This is a genomic window from uncultured Lactobacillus sp., from assembly GCF_947367125.1.
In the GTDB taxonomy this organism is placed as follows: Bacteria; Bacillota; Bacilli; order Lactobacillales; family Lactobacillaceae; genus Lactobacillus.
In genome coordinates, this window is sequence record NZ_CANBCQ010000002.1 from 1 (window position 1) to 16,708 (window position 16,708).

The 16,708-nt window shown below is 34.3% G+C and carries 14 protein-coding genes; 4 read left to right on the top strand and 10 right to left on the bottom strand.

What is annotated here, in order from left to right; genetic code table 11:
• Positions 1-363: 363 nt before the first annotated feature.
• Positions 364-624, bottom strand: a complete 261-nt coding sequence (locus Q0Y84_RS01030) for a GlsB/YeaQ/YmgE family stress response membrane protein (RefSeq protein ID WP_297949932.1) — start codon at positions 622-624, stop codon at positions 364-366.
• 354 nt (positions 625-978) lie between these two features.
• Between Q0Y84_RS01030 and Q0Y84_RS01035 the strand changes: the two genes are divergently transcribed.
• Complete coding sequence (locus Q0Y84_RS01035) at positions 979-2,133, top strand: GH25 family lysozyme (RefSeq protein ID WP_297949934.1); 1,155 nt, start codon at positions 979-981, stop codon at positions 2,131-2,133.
• A 136-nt stretch (positions 2,134-2,269) separates the two neighbouring features.
• A complete protein-coding gene (locus tag Q0Y84_RS01040; protein ID WP_297949936.1) occupies positions 2,270-2,881 on the top strand; it encodes a DUF5052 family protein in 612 nt (203 codons plus the stop codon).
• A gap of 37 nt (positions 2,882-2,918) precedes the next feature.
• Here the strand turns inward: Q0Y84_RS01040 and Q0Y84_RS01045 are convergent, their stop codons facing one another.
• The gene (locus tag Q0Y84_RS01045; RefSeq protein ID WP_297949938.1) at positions 2,919-3,377 is read right to left on the bottom strand and encodes a hypothetical protein; all 459 of its coding nucleotides are present in this window, start codon (positions 3,375-3,377) and stop codon (positions 2,919-2,921) included.
• A 493-nt stretch (positions 3,378-3,870) separates the two neighbouring features.
• Between Q0Y84_RS01045 and xerS the strand changes: the two genes are divergently transcribed.
• Positions 3,871-4,941, top strand: coding sequence for a tyrosine recombinase XerS (xerS, locus tag Q0Y84_RS01050; RefSeq protein WP_297949940.1), 1,071 nt, complete (start codon positions 3,871-3,873; stop codon positions 4,939-4,941).
• Between the two features lie 607 nt (positions 4,942-5,548).
• Here xerS and Q0Y84_RS01055 read toward each other — a convergent pair.
• Positions 5,549-6,427 carry a DegV family protein gene (locus Q0Y84_RS01055; protein ID WP_297949942.1) on the bottom strand — a complete coding sequence of 293 codons (879 nt, stop codon included), beginning with the start codon at positions 6,425-6,427 and terminating at the stop codon, positions 5,549-5,551.
• A 68-nt stretch (positions 6,428-6,495) separates the two neighbouring features.
• Positions 6,496-6,912: a MarR family transcriptional regulator gene (locus tag Q0Y84_RS01060; RefSeq protein ID WP_297949943.1), complete on the bottom strand. Its 417-nt coding sequence runs from the start codon at positions 6,910-6,912 to the stop codon at positions 6,496-6,498.
• Between the two features lie 279 nt (positions 6,913-7,191).
• On the opposite strand from Q0Y84_RS01060, the gene Q0Y84_RS01065 reads away from it, so the two are divergent.
• Entirely contained in the window at positions 7,192-8,883 is a 1,692-nt protein-coding gene (locus tag Q0Y84_RS01065; protein ID WP_297949945.1) for an NFACT RNA binding domain-containing protein, read from the top strand.
• A gap of 69 nt (positions 8,884-8,952) precedes the next feature.
• On the opposite strand, the gene Q0Y84_RS01070 is transcribed toward Q0Y84_RS01065, so the two are convergent.
• From Q0Y84_RS01070 to Q0Y84_RS01095, 6 genes are read right to left on the bottom strand one after another with little or no spacing between them, the layout of a single operon-like run.
• Positions 8,953-12,144 (bottom strand): carbamoyl phosphate synthase large subunit, encoded by a 3,192-nt coding sequence (locus Q0Y84_RS01070; protein ID WP_297949947.1) that lies wholly within the window; start codon positions 12,142-12,144, stop codon positions 8,953-8,955.
• Between the two features lie 4 nt (positions 12,145-12,148).
• Positions 12,149-13,204 carry a carbamoyl phosphate synthase small subunit gene (locus Q0Y84_RS01075; RefSeq protein ID WP_297949949.1) on the bottom strand — a complete coding sequence of 352 codons (1,056 nt, stop codon included), beginning with the start codon at positions 13,202-13,204 and terminating at the stop codon, positions 12,149-12,151.
• 4 nt (positions 13,205-13,208) lie between these two features.
• Entirely contained in the window at positions 13,209-14,120 is a 912-nt protein-coding gene (locus tag Q0Y84_RS01080) for an RluA family pseudouridine synthase (protein ID WP_297949951.1), read from the bottom strand.
• Positions 14,113-14,577, bottom strand: a complete 465-nt coding sequence (gene lspA / locus Q0Y84_RS01085) for a signal peptidase II (protein ID WP_297949953.1) — start codon at positions 14,575-14,577, stop codon at positions 14,113-14,115. Before lspA ends, Q0Y84_RS01080 begins: the two co-directional genes overlap by 8 nt.
• A 6-nt stretch (positions 14,578-14,583) precedes the next feature.
• Entirely contained in the window at positions 14,584-16,260 is a 1,677-nt protein-coding gene (locus Q0Y84_RS01090; protein ID WP_297949955.1) for a formate--tetrahydrofolate ligase, read from the bottom strand.
• Entirely contained in the window at positions 16,260-16,595 is a 336-nt protein-coding gene (locus Q0Y84_RS01095; protein ID WP_366791244.1) for an EbsA family protein, read from the bottom strand. The genes Q0Y84_RS01090 and Q0Y84_RS01095 overlap by 1 nt, the downstream gene beginning before the upstream one ends.
• Between the last annotated feature and the right edge of the window lie 113 nt (positions 16,596-16,708).

Below are 16,708 nucleotides of genomic sequence, written 5' to 3' on the forward strand. Positions count from 1 at the left end.
ATTTTGTCTGGATTGAATAGAGCTTGAGCAAAATCTTTGGTAAAATCATTCATGAAGGAGTTCTTCTTTCTGTATGTTGTTTATTTGTTCAAATCAATCATACGAGAAAGGAACTCCTTTTTCTAATGTTTAAAGAAATAAATTTAAGGAATCATTCCATCCTTACACAAACTATTTTACAGTCTCCATATTTAGCTATGGGAATATACAATGAAAGTTGTACTTTTTAGTGTTTATCATCAATTATTTAACACTTTATCTCCCCTCCTCCACAACCAGGGCAGGAGAAAAAGAGCCAAATCAGTCAAAATCACACCTGATTCAGCTCTTTTATAATCTAGCTAGAAAATAATTTGAATAATATTAATCCGCTGCGGGGCTAATTTTATTCATAATGAAGGCAACGACGATTACCAAGATAACTGCACCTAAAATTGATGGTACAATTGCCATATCAGCAACTTTCGGCCCCCATTCTCCTAAAAGAGCTTGACCTACGGAAGAACCAATCAATCCGGCTAAAATATTAGCAATCCAATTCATTGATTTACCATGTCCGGTTAAAGCACCAGCAATTAAGCCGATTACGCCACCGACAATTAATACCCAAATCCAATGTAGCATTTTGATCACCTTTGCTTTCTTGCAAAATATCTTATCACATTTCTAATTAAACAAAGCACTTTCTTTAACTATCTTTATTTTACGTGATTGACTTGATGATTGCCATTACTTAACTATATATTTCAGTTATCTTATACTTTTCTTTAAATTTTAAGCATATTTCTTGCAATTAAATTAAGCGACAAAATATCTCAATTTGATTGCAATCATTTCGGTTTGATTACTAATAGATTAATAAATTATCACGACTATTGCCTTTTAGTGATTACGTCTGTAATCTATAAAGTGTAAAAAATAAACACATTATATGAGAGATATAGATACATTTCTCTCCACTGATATGGAGGAATTAATTTGTTTAAAAAAAGAGTAATTGTCAAATTGGCTTGTGCTACTATGCTAACTAATGCAGGAACTAGACTTTTACCTCAAATGAATCAATTCATTGGTTCAAACAGTATTGTACAAGCTTCATCAACTTCTGTTGCAGCTAAAGCATTGGGGATTGACGTTGCTAGCTATCAAAGTGCTGACTTAACTGCTCATGCCAAGGCAGGATCTCAATTTGCTATTGTTAAAGTAAGTGAAGGTACGACTTACCGCAATCCTAAAGCAGCCAGCCAAATTAAATCAGCTATTGCTAACGATATGATGCCAATGGCCTATCATTTTGCAACATTTAGTTCAAATGCTTCCGCTGCCAAACGCGAGGCTCAATATGCTATTTCTTCAGCCAAGGCCTTAGGCTTACCTGCTGGTTCCTATTTAGCTTGTGATTATGAAACTGGTCAAGGTAATATCATCACTAACGGTAAAAATGTTACAGCCAATGCAATTATTGCTTTTATGGATCAAGTCAAAGCTGCTGGCTATCAACCACTTCTTTATGCTAGTTCATCAGTTTTACAAAATAATATTAATACCCCATCAATTGTAAAAAAGTATCCTAATTCACTCTGGGTGGCGGCATATACTATTTCAGGTCGTGTAGATAAACCTAATTTTAAATACTTCCCTTCAATGGATGGAGTAGCAATTTGGCAGTTTACAGACAACTGGCGTGGAATGAATACCGATGGTAATATTGCTATTTTGCCATTATCAATCTCGGGCGCTCCGGTCTCACAAGCCCCTAAAGCCTCAAATGTTAAGAAAACCGCTACTGTAATGTACAAATCATATGAGTATGATAAAAATGGTAATCGTACTGGTAGCTTTTATAAAGCATATGATTCTATCACTTACTATGGCAATAAAGTGAAAATCAACAGCAAATCAATGATTCGCGTTGGTGAAGATAAATATGTTATGGCAAGCAATGTGTTAGGCAATTCGAGAGTATTCAAGGCCGATGCCGCTGTTTACAAAAATAATGGTTCAGTAAATACTAAATGGGCCACCAAAAAATCAGGTTCACCAATTAAAACATATGGCCCTAAACACTACATCAATAACGAAGCATACTACCGTGTTGGCAAAAATGCTTACGTTAAAGCAGACAAATTCTAATTTATTTCAACCAGTAAGTGCATAAACTTACTGGTTTTTTCATGTGCATCCCTAACTCCATAATTCATTTCCCTGCATCCCTTGATAGATCATGATAAAATTAAAGCATTATATTAGAAACGAGGATCTGACAAAAATGAAACTGAAAAAGAAGCTTGCACTCTTCTTTGGCTTAGGAGCACTATTGCTGTCTCTTACCGCTTGTAGCAACTTCCAAAACTGGGAACTATCTATGCGTTCTAAGATCGGTGCCTTACCATTAACTGTATCAACTTATGATTCTAATGGACAAAAAATTGACCAGATTAGAGCTAAGTCAGTCAATATTCATATCGACAAAAAGATGTCACAAAAAAATAGTACTGGAACTGAAAAATCTAGCGTAATTGACGTTGACTACGGCAGTAATCGCATGATTCATGTTGGCTCTACAATGATTGCATACGAAGGATTAAAGAATTACGAAGATTACTTTAATAAAAAAGTTAAAATTGATGATCAAAATCGTTCTGTTCCATTATTAAATACGATGTATCAAAACTTTAAAAATGACTGGAGTGGCAGTTCTAGAGTAGTTATGATTAGAAGTCAACTAGGGATGCCAATTGCTGTCTTTGTTGGTAATCATGTGTCCATTCATAAGAGTGATATGAAGAATGCGACTCAGTTTGTCATTGATGGACACCGATTATTTGTCTATCGTGCTGATTACACCGTATATCCAATGTCAAGTTTAAAAGCTAATTAACCAAAAAGCCAATCCTTAGTTGAGGACTGGCTTTTCTTTATTTATCATTAATTAAAGCATTAAATGCATCATTAGTTTCAACAATGTCTCCCATTACTTGGTTAATCCAATCATTGAGCTTATCATTGTTATAATTTGCTAAACCACCTTCGGTATCGCCAATATCTGCAATACCATTATTAAAATCTACCATCTCAGTAATTAATTTTTGAGCAAATTCTTTAGTAGTACCACCAAAATTGTCCGCAAAATTATTTACATCCCCATAAGCATCAGCAATATCCGTGAATACTGTTACAGTTTTACCAAAAGTCTCACTTAAGTTATTTACATCTTCTTGAGTTGGTACCGTCAATTCTTCATCTTCATTACTCAACTGTTCATCTAGTCTAACTCCAATATCGTTTAAAACTAAATGCCCATCATACAAACGATTCAATAATTTGATGCCACTAGGATTTTTGGCTTGAAAGTTTACACTAATTTCTTCTGTCATGATTTTTCCTCATCTCACTAAAGTATTTCTATCTATTGTACAATGTTTAGTAAAAAATTACGACTAACAAGAAAGATAAACTATTTTTATAAAAAATGTTATATTTTACTTGATCATTACTGCTAAAGGGCATAAAATAAGCAATTGAAAGTATGTTGTACCATACAAACAACATATGTTTGTAAGTAATACTTGAGTTACTTAATGTAATTTGGCTTTACTTACTAACGAGCAATCACTGTTGCTATAATTAGAATGCTGAGAGTTTTTCATAAGCGTTGCTAGTATTCTAGTTATAGTAACATGATTATCTAAGTTAAGTTAGTTGCAATCATATCCTTTACGTTAGTACTATAGATATTTACGTTTGAAATGAACGCAAGTAATTTTAAATTAGACTGTTTTTATCACCTATTCTTAAGAATAGGTGATTTTTTATGACTAAGATCTTCATATGATATAATATAAACATTAGTTCGCGAAGGGAGTAAATATGGAAACTGCTAAATACTTAGAATTAATTCAGATTGAGTTAAACAAGCTACCTGATTTTGTTAAACAATTTAATCTTGGTACTAACCACTCATTAACTACTACTTATCAGTATTTAACCGAGATTCGTCGTTTCTTTAATTGGCTACGTCAAGAGAACATCTCCTCCGCTCCGGATAATATGCATGTTACTACAGATACCTTAGCTAACCTAAGAAGAAATGACATAATGATGTACATCGATTACTTAGGTCATACCCGAAACAAACAAGGACGATTGAATTCTCCTACGACGATTAATCGCTCAATTAATGCTTTGCGTTCACTATTTAAATTCTTAACCATCACTGCTGATAATAATCATGGTGAACCTTACTTCGAACGTAATGTGATGCTTAAGATTAATTCTCTGAATGATACGCAAACCCTTAATTATCGTGCACACGTACTAGAAAGTCATATGTATACTGGCAAGTTGAAATTTGAATTTTTAAAGTTCATTGATCAAGATTACATTAATCAATGCAATCAACAAGCTAAGACTGGATTTAAACAGAACAAAGAACGCGACTTAGCAATTGCAGCATTAATTTTAGGTACTGGTATTCGGGTATCTGAATGTGCTGGAGTTGATCTAAGCGATTTAAATTTAAAAGAAGCTGTATTAGATGTAACTAGAAAAGGTGGTCAAAAAGATAGCGTGCCAATTGCCTCCTGGACACTTCCTTACATTAAGCAATATAAGGATATCCGCAATGAACGGTATCATGTTGATGATAAACAAGTAGCCTTCTTTCTAACCCAATGGCACGGTCAAACACGTCGTATTACTACTAATGCTATCGAAAAAATGATTAATAAATACTCTGCAGCCTTTGGGCATCCTCTCACTCCACATAAGCTTCGTCATACAGTAGCCTCTGAGCTCTATGAAGTAACCAAGGACCAAGTATTAGTGGCACAACAATTAGGACAAAAAGGCACCTCAGCAACCGATTTATATACTCATGTTGATCAAAAGAAGCAGCGGGCTGCATTAAATGAAATAGCTAAAGAAGATCAAAAAAACTGAATAGTTTCTAATTAATTCAAAAACCGAGTTGGAAGTATTGCATGTTCTAACTCGGTTTTTATATTGGAGATCTACGATAGAGATCACAATTAAATTTATAATCCTGCCAATCTTTGGCAATAATACTATAGCTTTACTTTAGCTTTACTTTTATATTCCTTTTGCTTTTTGCTTTGATTACTAGCTTACACTATATCCCCTATGGAAGGCAGCATCATTGCCGAAGAAGTGCTCAGAGAGTTATCTAAATTTTGACAATCCTTAATAAATAAAAGCATTATCCATTATTGGGGATACATCATATTTTTCTGCTCTGTCCACCAGTAGAAATATCTGCAATTGTACAGATAGACTGTTTTTGGTAATTTGCCTGAATTAATATTTGTACTTTCAGCAAAATTGTATTCCATAGATCGTAATAATATAAAAGTTATGGCTATTTGTGGCTGTCTTTAGCTATAATTATATTGTTATAAAATTCGAAAAGACTGCAATTTGAAAAATATTATGGGTGGGCTTGTCTTTTACAATTGATAATATAAATATTATTATCAATTCAAACATAAAAAAAGCGTAGCTTTCACTACACTTCTTAATCCAGTTTATTCTATTTTAGTTCAAGCTTATTAATATCAAGCATCCAAGCAATCGCAATAGATTTTTCGCCTAAGTGTGTAGCAATTACTGGACTAAATTCAGCAACATCAACCGGTTTATCTGGGAAGTTTTCGTTGACAAACTGCTTAATTTGCTCTGCTTGCTTCAAATCATTTGAGTGAAATACAAACAAACGTAGCTTATCTTTATAAGGCAAGTCTGCTGTCTTTTCCAAGGTTAATTTTTCAACTTTAGAAACTGCGCGCTTTAACGATCTAATCTTATCAAAAGCAACGATCTTTCCTTCTTCATTAAAAGTCAGCAAAGGTTTAATTTGAAGCATTGTACCAATAAAGGCACCAGCATTGCTCAAACGACCACCACGACTAAGGTTTTTAAGATCATCTACCACAAAGAATTCATCAATTGTCTTACGTATCTCATCTAGCTTCTTTAAAATGGCTTCTGGTGTCATACCATTTTTGATCATTTTTGCAGCAGCTAATACTAAGTAACCTTGCAATCTAACAGTCATTTTAGAATCATATGGATACAAATTATATTCAGGATTATTGTGAGCCATATTTACCATATTTTGGTAAAAGCCTGAAATACCACTAGATAGGGTAATAGCGATAATGGCTTCATAGCCCTCTTCATGGAGCTTATTACATAGCTCTATCATTTTACCCATGCTGGGTTGTGAAGTTTTAGGAAAAGCAGCACCTTCCCGTTCCATTTCAAAAAGTTGTGCAGAAGTAATATTAACGCCTTCTAAATATTCTTTATTCCCCACAATAACAGGAATAGGAACTACATTAATATTGTTGTCTTTAACTTCTTGATCAGTTAAGACACTGGTGCTGTCAGTAACTAATGCAATTTTCAATTTATTAATCCTTCCCATTTTTATTAATTATATAGGAGAATTATAGCATAAAGGCGCCTATTACGCACCTATTCCATTTTTTCTAAAGACACAGAAGTATCAGCAACTCGACTTAATTGCTTAATAAAAAAATTAGCAGCATCTCTATCAAAATAGATAAATAGCAAATTCTCAATTTTAGTCAGAGTTTTTTTAAGCTCTCGTGCTTTAGCAGCACCTGCTTCACTCAAATTCACAATTTTGCTTGAGTCTTTTTCTGATCTAGCAATATTGATAAAACTTTTGGTTTTCTTTTGTTGTAATTGTCGACTTAATGTTGATAGTGAGATATTAAGTGCCTCGGCCAGTTTCCCCATCGCCAATGCTTGATTCTCATTTTCATCAAAAAACAGCAAAATTCGAGTTTGTGAAATATTTAAGCCACATTTGTGATTTATTTCTTTTTTCACTCGATCCGCAATCGTACTAAAAAATAATACATCCATACGTATGGTCCTTTTTCCAATGTAGATTAACTATATACATGTATTTTATCATTAAATTAAGCATTTGATAATACTAAAAGGGTTATTTATCAGATTGTTGTATAACACAACACATTAATCTGGTTGTATTATGCAACGTTGCAATATTGCCAAGGCACGTGAAACAATTGGCCTTAGTCAATGAGCTAAAGCATCAATTAGTTTCGTCTTATAAATATAATTGTTTTAGAAACTATCCAAAAATTGATATAATATTAAGCGTATTTTGAGGTGATATTTATGGCATTTGATGGATTATTTATCCATAGTTTATTACAAGACTTAACTCCTACCCTAGTAGGTGGTCGTCTATCAAAAATTTATCAACCATTTGATCAAGACTTAGTCTTAATTTTTAGAAAAAATAGAAAGAATTATCAATTTTTAATTTCGGCCAATGCACAATATCCAAGAATGTATTTGACCAAGCAAAATATTGCAAACCCTGACAAAGCACCTATTTTCGTAATGGTATTGCGAAAATACTTAGAAGGATCCGTTCTACAATCTATTGAGCAAGTGGGACTAGATCGAATTATAAACTTTCATTTTAGCAATCGAAATGAATTAGGTGATCAAGTTAAACTTGTACTTTCAGTAGAATTAATGGGACGGCATAGTAACGTCATTCTCTACAATCAAGAAGACAATCATATTATCGATTTGCTTAAACGAATTAATCCTGATGAAAATAGAGCTCGGATTTTATTGCCAAAGGCTAAATATGAACTGCCACCATTAAAGCCAGGCATAAATGGTTTGACTTTATCAGAAACAGAATTTAAGCAACTTAGTAATGAAAACGAATCTAGTGACCTTGTCCAAAAGATGGATGGTTTAGATAAGGATGACCGAAACGAGTTATTAGGTTATCTCGAAGACGACTATAGTTATTCATCTTTTAAAACCTTCTTTACCCAATTTGATAATCCTCGTGCATTCGTCTTAAAGACTTCTAGAAATAAAAGAAAGATTTTTTGCTACTTGCCATATCATTTAGACTTAGAAAAAGAAAGTTCTAATCCTGATTTAAATGCTGGCCTAGATGAATTTTATGAATATCAAGCAACTCGTGATTGGGTTAAGCAACGTGCCAGCCAAGTTGAACGTGTGGTAAAAAATGAACAAAAGAAATTAACTAAAAAAGTTAAAAAGCTTGAAAAGCAGTTAGATCTAGCTGAAAAATCAGAAGGCTATCGTATTAAAGGAGAAATATTAAACGCGAATTTAGCTCAGGTAAAACCTGGGATGAACAAAGTTTCGTTGCCTAACTATTATGAAAATAATGCTCCTCTTGAAATTAAGTTAGATCCTGCTCTCTCACCTGCTCGTAATGCGCAAAAGTATTTTACTCGTTATAAAAAGTTAAGAGATTCTATTAAACACGTTAATGAACAACTTCGAATTGCCAAGGAAAATATTCGCTACTTTGATTCAATTCAAACAGCTATTGATAATGCTGATCCACAAGATATTGATCAAATTACAGATGAATTGATTAATCAAGGATATCTTCATAAGCAAAAGAAGAATAAACGTAAAAAGAAAATTACTGAACGTAATTTAAATGAATTTCGACTTTCGTCTGGTAAACATGTGCTAGTTGGCAAAAATAATTATCAAAATGATTGGTTGACTTTAAAGAAGGCCAATAAATCTGACTACTGGTTCCATGTTAAAAATATACCAGGATCACATGTGATTTTGCGTGATGATCAACCTACCGACCAAGATATTAAAGAAGTAGCTGAAATTGCAGCATACTTTTCCAAAGCTAAAAATTCTGCTCACGTGCAAGTTGATTATGTTCAAGATAAACGAGTTAAAAAGCCGAATGGTGCTAAACCAGGTTTTGTAATCTACACTGGACAGAATTCAATTGAAGTAACTCCCGAAGAAAAAGAAGTTATGAGTAAAAAAATAGAAAAATAAAAAAGTCATCAAATTTAGAATTTGATGACTTTCACTGAAGCAAAGCTATATTGGCTTTGCTTTTTTTATTTAAATCGGTTGTGTTGTTAAAGCTAATGATTCTAAAACATCTAAAATTAATTCTGCTGTTTCAATACTTGAAAAAACAGGGATATGCGTATTTAACGCTTCATCTCTAATACGTAAAGCATCTTCACTAGCTGCATCAGATAAATTAGTAATATTAACAACCATCACAATTTTATGTTGACGAATTTTATCTAGCAAATTTCTAGGATTTTTATGAACCTTTTCGACTACTCCTGTAGTAATCCCAGCTTCCGCAAACATATTAGCTGTTCCTTCAGTAGCAATTAATTTAAAACCTAAGCAGTCAAAACGGCGGGCTAATTTTGTTACTCGGTCCTTATCTTCATCTCTAACTGAGATAAAAATTGTACCATAACTTGGAATATGTAAATCACTTGCTTCATAACCTTTATATAAAGCTTTAGCTAGCTGCGTATCACGCCCCATTACAGAACCTGACGATTTCATATTTGAATCAAAAGTATTTCCACTTGAATAATTTAGAAACGAAAATACTGGCATCTTAATATGAATAAAGTCGCTCGTTTTCCATAAACCATTTGGATAACCTAATTCTACCAAATTTTTACCAATTAAGGCCTCTGTAGCACAAGCAGTAATATCCTTGTCTAGTGACTTAGATAAAAAAGCTACATTATGTCCAGCATATGGTTTGATTTGCAATAAATATAGATAGCCATTAACAAACAAATAGTGTAAGTTAAAAATTCCTTTTGTTCTTAATTTTTTAACTAATTTAATCGATGCTTGTTCAATCTCACTTTGCTGTGCTGCAGTCAAATTTTGTGGTTGAATTACTGCAATCGAGTCAGACGCATGCGATCCAGTTTGTTCTAGATGCTCAACTATCCCTGGCAAAGTAACATTATCTCCATCAGAGATAGCTGTTACTTCGTATTTATTTCCTTCAATAAAACGAGAAATGGCTATTTGATCAAGTTGGTTTTCAGCTAAATATTTTTCGATTGCTGGGATATCATAAACAACAGCAGATTTTTGCTTGTTTTCTTTATTCATGCCACCAATCAACAATGGGAAGCCATATTCAGAAGCAAAAGCAAAAACTTGATCTTTATCGGTTGTCTTCAATGCTGGTACTCGCTTTAAATCGGTAAATTGTTGATTAAGCAAGGCATTAATTCTATCACGTGGATCCTCATTTACTTTTTGCCCAATAATATGCAGACCACATTCTTCTAATTCCTTACTCAATGCACTAACTCTCTTGCCAGAAAATTGCACTAATACATCAGTAATATGTTCTCGTCGAGCAACGGTCAGGATGTTTTCAACTGTAATTGAGTCAAAATAAACCCGATCGATATTCTTATAGCTTGAAGAAATTGATTCATCATTATTTGATAAAAGCACTGTAACATAGCCATTCTTATGTAAAGTTTTAGCTGCATGCGCAATCATATAATCAAATTCACTAGTTACTGAAACCTGTAATGGCAACATACCCAAAATTAATATCTTCTTTTCAGCAGATAGATCATGCGCCTCGTTTTGAACGCCATATGCGCCATAATATGCACAAACATTAGGTCTATAGATACCTGCCGATCCATCTATCTTCAAATATGATGGCTGCAGATTTATTTCATTAAGCAAAGCACGCACTTCAGTAACTGGCTTTTGTAAAATTTTAGCTAACAACGGGTTAAAGAAGCCGTAATCTTTCGCTTCATGCAGTAAATCAGCTGAAGGTTCATCTTGGTTTTGCCACAAATCCTGTCCAATTTTTACAATATGAAGCAATTTTTGGTAATAAACTGGATGCAAATAGATTACTTTTTGCAATTCAGAGTATGGTATTTCTTGTTCAATTGCAGCCAACAATTTTATTAAATGTAATTCATCGGGATGCGCTAGATCAGTTAAAATATCAGCAGTAGATTTTTTGATTTCTTGAATAAAAACCTGCCAACCTAATTCTAAGTTAATTGTTGCATCTATTCCTTTTAAAAATGATGTTTCAAAATTACGACCAACGCCCATTGCTTCCCCACTGGCTTGCATCCGACTACCTAATAAATAATGATTATAACCAGATTCCGCAAATGACCAATATGGCATTTTAATTGCAACGGCATCTAATGTTGGCTCAATTGAAGCATTAAGTCCAGATAGTGGGTCAGTAATTTCATTCAAACGATAACCAATTGCCACTTTGCTGACAATATAACCAACATCATACATACCGATTCTTTGTGCCCAAACTGAGCTTCGAGTTAAACGGGGGCGAATAGTCAATAATTTTGACTGAATTTGAGTACCATGATGTTTAACTGCAAAATGAAAACTAGCAAAACCAACTAATTCAAGTTTAGAAATGATCTTTCTAACAGCTGCTCTTAACTCTTGAATATGATCATTATTTAAGGTTAAAGATGGCATTACTACTGCAGAGTCCCCTGAATTAATACCTACCGCTTCAATTGATCCAGCAAAATTAATAAATGCTAAATTACCATCTTTATCGCGAATCACATCAACGATAATTTCTTCCCAAGTAGATAAATCTTCAGTCAAACGATAATTCTTCCAGGTAAAATTATCGTTTTGTTTTTCTTCTTTAAAGTAATTAACTAAGTCTTGGGCATTTTCAAATCGTAAATGCTCATTGTGAACAAAGCGATTGTATTTGGTAACCAACACTGGGAAAGTAACTTTTTCATTAATAATTTCTAATGAATTATCCAAATTATCTTGAATACCTTGACTAAGTTCCCAAGATTGACCGGTATCAATATGCAATTTAGTCAATAATTCAGTTCTTTTCTGCTGATTACCCATTTGCAAAGCACGAGAATTCAAAGTTAGTAATTGAATCCCCATTTGCTCTAAAATACCATCTTGCAAGAGCTTATGTGCAACCTTCAAGCCATTAGTCGAACCATACGCAGTCATAATGGCATCTGGTTCTTCCATTCGTAAAATTCTTTTAAGAAAATCGAGTGTCATTGGCTCAAGGTAAACAGTTACGCCAGGTCTTTTATCAGTTGAAATTGTAGCTGGATTAGGATTAACTAAAACAACTTGAATTCCCTCTTCTGTCAGGGCATTAATTGCCTCAGTTGCCATAAGATCCATTTCTGCAACACTACCGATTAAAGTAGGGCCTGATCCGATAATTAAAACTTTATCTAAATCGTTTTCTAATGGCATATAACTACCCCATCATTTGTAAAAAATAATCAAAAATTTCATCTGCATCATTACTGCCAGGTGCACCTTCGGGATTAAAAGCAGTTGCGATTAACTTATCCTTGTTATTCCAAAAACCAGCTAACAATTCACTATGTAAATCAAAATATTCCCGATTCATATTCATCCTCACACTGTCGGGCAGAGCTAGTTGATCAATATTCATAGATGTCTGCCAAATCGTATTAGTATTTTGCTCAATAACTGGATAATTAATACCGTCAAATCCTTGTGGCAGCTTAACTAATTCAAAACCAAGATAATCACTTAGAACCAAGAAACCTAAGCCAATACCCAAAATTGGATACTTACCATAAAAATGATCTAAAACAGGGATTAGCTTATCAATAATTTCTTCTGGTTTCCCAGGACCATTAGAAATAATAATTCCTTCAGGTCGCAAGTTCTCAATATCAATTGAACTAGCATTATAAGGCAAAACTGTCGCATTCACCTTCCGTAAAGATAGAGCCCGCAACATGGAGTGCTTCAAGCCTAAATCCAGAACCGCTACAGTTCTACCCACGTTTGGAGAGGCATATGCATTCTTAGTTGAAACAGTCGCAGATTTATTTTTAGGTAAAACCAATGCCTTAATCTGATCAAAAGCATGCTCATCATCGGTATCCATGATTGACGCCTTGATGGTGCCTTCTTCCATTAAACGATGAACTAGTGCACGAGTATCAACCTTAAAAATTGCAGGAATATTCTTTTCTTTCAAAAAAGAACTTAAATCCTCAAAATTTTCACTATCTGAGATATTTAAAGCGATATCATTCGCAATAATCCCTTTAACTACAGGATCAATACTCTCATAATCAATTGCATTAATACCATTATTGCCAATCATTGGCGAAGTAAAGACTAATATTTTTCCCGCATTAGTTGGATCGGTAAGTGCTTCTTGATACCCAAAATTGGCTGTCTGAATTGCCAACTCACCAGTTGAAATAATACTGGCGCCAATTCCTTCACCCGGAAAAGAACTACCATCTTCTAAAATCAAATAACGTTTCATTTTATCACTTACTTGCTCGTTCTAATTTAGATAAGGTATCTTGAAAAATTTGAGGTGGCTCTACACTAAATTCGAGCCATTTACCAGTTCGTGGATGCTCAAAACCTAAAACCTTAGCATGCAAAAACTGACCATGACCTGATAAAGTCTTGCGTGGCCCATACAAAGGATCACCAGCAACTGGATGACCAATATAATCAAGGTGAACTCTGATTTGATGGGTCCTTCCGGTTTCCAGTTGACATTCAATTAAACTATAACCTTTAAATTGTTCTAGTACCTTAAAATGAGTGATTGCTTTTTTACCAGTTTCAACAACTGCCATTTTCTTGCGATCATAAGGATTGCGACCAATTGGAGCATCAATTACACCATTTTCTTCCGCAAAATTACCATGGACGATGGCTAAATAAAGACGCTTATTGGTTTTATGAGCTAGTTGGTCCTCCAATGATTCCCGCGCTTTAGGATTTTTGGCAATCATTAATAAGCCAGAAGTATCTTTATCAATCCTATGGACAATCCCTGGTCGAAATCCTTCTGGCGATTGTGCTAACTCCTTGGTATGATACAGCAAGGCATTAACCAGGGTATGATCTGGATGACCCGGTGCGGGATGTACAACCATTCCTTGTGGTTTGTTAACTACAATCACATCATCATCTTCATACACAATATCAAGTGGGATATTCTCAGGAACAACATCCAACGGTTTAACCGCTGGAATATTAACTTCTATCTTATCCCCTGCTTGAATTTTATACGATACTTTTTCATTCTTGCCATTCACTAGAATATTTTTATCTTTAACTAGTTCTTTAACCCTAGTCCGTGACAAATCTGGAATCTGTTCTGAAACAAACTTATCTAAACGCCCTTTTTCATTCTTAACTTCAAGAGAATATTCTTTAGTCATTTTGTCCTTCCTTACCTTCAACAAAAATTAGATAAATGAACACAATGATTACTCCAACCGTAATTGCGGAATCTGCAATATTAAAAATATTGAAGTGAATAAAATCAAGCTGAAGCATGTCAACCACATACTTTAAGTGCAAACGATCAATAAAATTGCCGAGGATTCCACCTAAGATGAGGGCTAAACCTACATCAAAAAGCGTATTCTTGTATTTTTTATTAAAAAGAAAGTACAAGCAGACACCGATGGCAATAATACTGATGATATAAAAGAGCCACATTTGTCCGGTTAAAATATTCCAGGCTGCACCATCATTCTGTAAATAATTGAAAGAAAGGATTCCAGGAACCACCTGATGTACTTCACCGACAGCATAATTGGCAACAATATAATGTTTAAGTCCTTGATCAGCAAGAACAACGACTAATGAAATAATTAAATATAAAAACTGCATATCTTTTTAAAATAACCCGCTAATTTTACCATTATTATCAACATCGATATCCAAAGCAGCTGGGTGCTTTGGTAAACCTGGCATATCTAAGACATGACCAGTCGTAACTACGATAAAGCGAGCACCATTTTTTAAACTAATTCCTTTGACATGAAGCTTAAAATTGGTTGGAGCACCTAACTCATTTTTATTATCACTGAATGAATATTGAGTCTTAGCAATAATTACAGGTAAGTTGGCTTTACCTAGTTTTCGTAATTCAGAGATTTGTTTTTCAGCTTTGTCGCTATATTCAACGCCTGCAGCATGATAGATCTTAGTAGCAACTTTTTCAATTTTGTCTTTAACATCGTCATCATCTGCATAAGTTGGCGTTAAATCTGCAGTATTAGAATTAGCTAGATCAATAACTGCTTGGGCAGCTTCAACGCCGCCTTTTGAGCCTTCGCCATGATAAGTAACTACTGCGGCTTTAACACCTTGTTCTTCAATTAATTCCTTGAGTAAAGCAAGTTCTTGTTCCGTATCTGAAGCAAAGCGATTGATCAGAACCATCACTGGCACATTGTATGAACGCATATTATTCATATGCCGCTCTAAGTTCTTAAAGCCTTCTTTTAATGCATCTAAGTTTTCTTCATCTAAGTAGTCAGTTGACCTTAATGACTGATATTTCAATGCCCGTACGGTAGCAACCACTACCGCAGCATCAGGTGTTTTGTCTAAGTGTTTTGAGACAAAGTCCATAAACTTTTGACCACCAAGATCACTACCAAAACCAGCTTCAGTTAAAACATAATCACTTAAATGTAAAGCTAAGTTTGTTGCAATTACTGAGTTAGCGCCGTGGGCAATGTTGGCAAAAGGTCCACCATGAACTAAAGCAGGTGTATGTTCAAGGGTTTGAACCAAGTTAGGCTTTAAGGCATTCGACAATAAGGCTGCAATCGCCCCTTGAAATCCTAATTGCTTAACATAAACTGGTTGATCATCCTTGGTATAACCGACTAACATGTCACCAATTCTGCTCTTCAAGTCATCAATATCCGTAGCTAAGCAAAGAATTGCCATTAATTCATTGGCAACAGTAATGGCAAAGCTAGCTTGGTGTTCAATGCCATTAAACTTGGAACCTTGACCAACGGTAATCTTTCTTAAAGCACGATCGTTAACGTCAAGTCCCCGTTTGAGTAAAATTCGCTCTGGATCAATATTTAAACTATTGTCTTGATAAATATAGTTGTCAACTAAAGCAGCTAAAGTATCAATTGCAGCGGTTAAGGCGTGCATGTCACCAGTAAAGTGCAAATTAATGTCTTCCATTGGAATAATTTGCGCTCTACCACCACCAGTAGCTCCACCTTTTAAGCCAAAAACAGGCCCCATTGAAGGTTCACGCAAGGCAATCATGGTATTTTGATGTAATTGATTGTGAATTGCATCCCCCAAGCCAATTGTAATCGTAGACTTACCTTCCCCAGCAGGAGTAGGTGAAATCGAAGTTACCAAGACCAACTTGCCTAACTTCTTACCACGACGAATGCGATTAATTGCTGGCCAATTAATCTTTGCTTTATCATAGCCATAAGGCTCTAAATCCTCTGCCTTTAAGTTAACCTTAGCGGCAATTTCATTAATTGGTAATTCTTTAGTTTCTTGTGCGATTTCAATATCTGACTTCATTATTGTTTATTCTTCTTTCTAGACATCATTAAAATAGAATAGTTTTGGTAATCACTTTTTAATTGATAAATCTGAAAGTTGTGCCAACTTGAACGCAAAGTCATTTGATCAACTTTTACTTTTGAACGATATGGCAATTTAAGGATTAGTTTATCCTTATCTTTTTGTAAATAAGAAAAAGTCCAAGTATAGATTGCCAACAGCACAAAAATGACCCCAACTACTATTCCAGGTATACTAATTGTTTTGTTCCCTTCATAGCCTAAGATAAAGGCGATAAACAGAACGATTAAGAGCCAGGAATAATAAGTTATTCCTGCAACTCCTAAAAATATGAAATGCCGTTTAGATTTTAGAATTTAGATCACACCCTATTTATTTAATCATGTCTATTGTATCAAAGATTTAAACAAAATAAGAGGGTTGAACTTATCGTGGTAAAAATATC

Excerpts from the sequence above, each read along its gene's own strand:
- Q0Y84_RS01030 (WP_297949932.1), bottom strand. The coding sequence starts at position 624 with ATGCTACATTGGATTTGGGTATTAATTGTCGGTGGCGTAATCGGCTTA.
- Q0Y84_RS01040 (WP_297949936.1), top strand. The coding sequence starts at position 2,270 with ATGAAACTGAAAAAGAAGCTTGCACTCTTCTTTGGCTTAGGAGCACTA.
- Q0Y84_RS01045 (WP_297949938.1), bottom strand. The coding sequence starts at position 3,377 with ATGACAGAAGAAATTAGTGTAAACTTTCAAGCCAAAAATCCTAGTGGC.
- xerS (WP_297949940.1), top strand. The coding sequence starts at position 3,871 with ATGGAAACTGCTAAATACTTAGAATTAATTCAGATTGAGTTAAACAAG.
- Q0Y84_RS01060 (WP_297949943.1), bottom strand. The coding sequence starts at position 6,912 with ATGGATGTATTATTTTTTAGTACGATTGCGGATCGAGTGAAAAAAGAA.
- Q0Y84_RS01065 (WP_297949945.1), top strand. The coding sequence starts at position 7,192 with ATGGCATTTGATGGATTATTTATCCATAGTTTATTACAAGACTTAACT.
- Q0Y84_RS01070 (WP_297949947.1), bottom strand. The coding sequence starts at position 12,144 with ATGCCATTAGAAAACGATTTAGATAAAGTTTTAATTATCGGATCAGGC.
- Q0Y84_RS01075 (WP_297949949.1), bottom strand. The coding sequence starts at position 13,204 with ATGAAACGTTATTTGATTTTAGAAGATGGTAGTTCTTTTCCGGGTGAA.
- Q0Y84_RS01080 (WP_297949951.1), bottom strand. The coding sequence starts at position 14,120 with ATGACTAAAGAATATTCTCTTGAAGTTAAGAATGAAAAAGGGCGTTTA.
- lspA (WP_297949953.1), bottom strand. The coding sequence starts at position 14,577 with ATGCAGTTTTTATATTTAATTATTTCATTAGTCGTTGTTCTTGCTGAT.
- Q0Y84_RS01090 (WP_297949955.1), bottom strand. The coding sequence starts at position 16,260 with ATGAAGTCAGATATTGAAATCGCACAAGAAACTAAAGAATTACCAATT.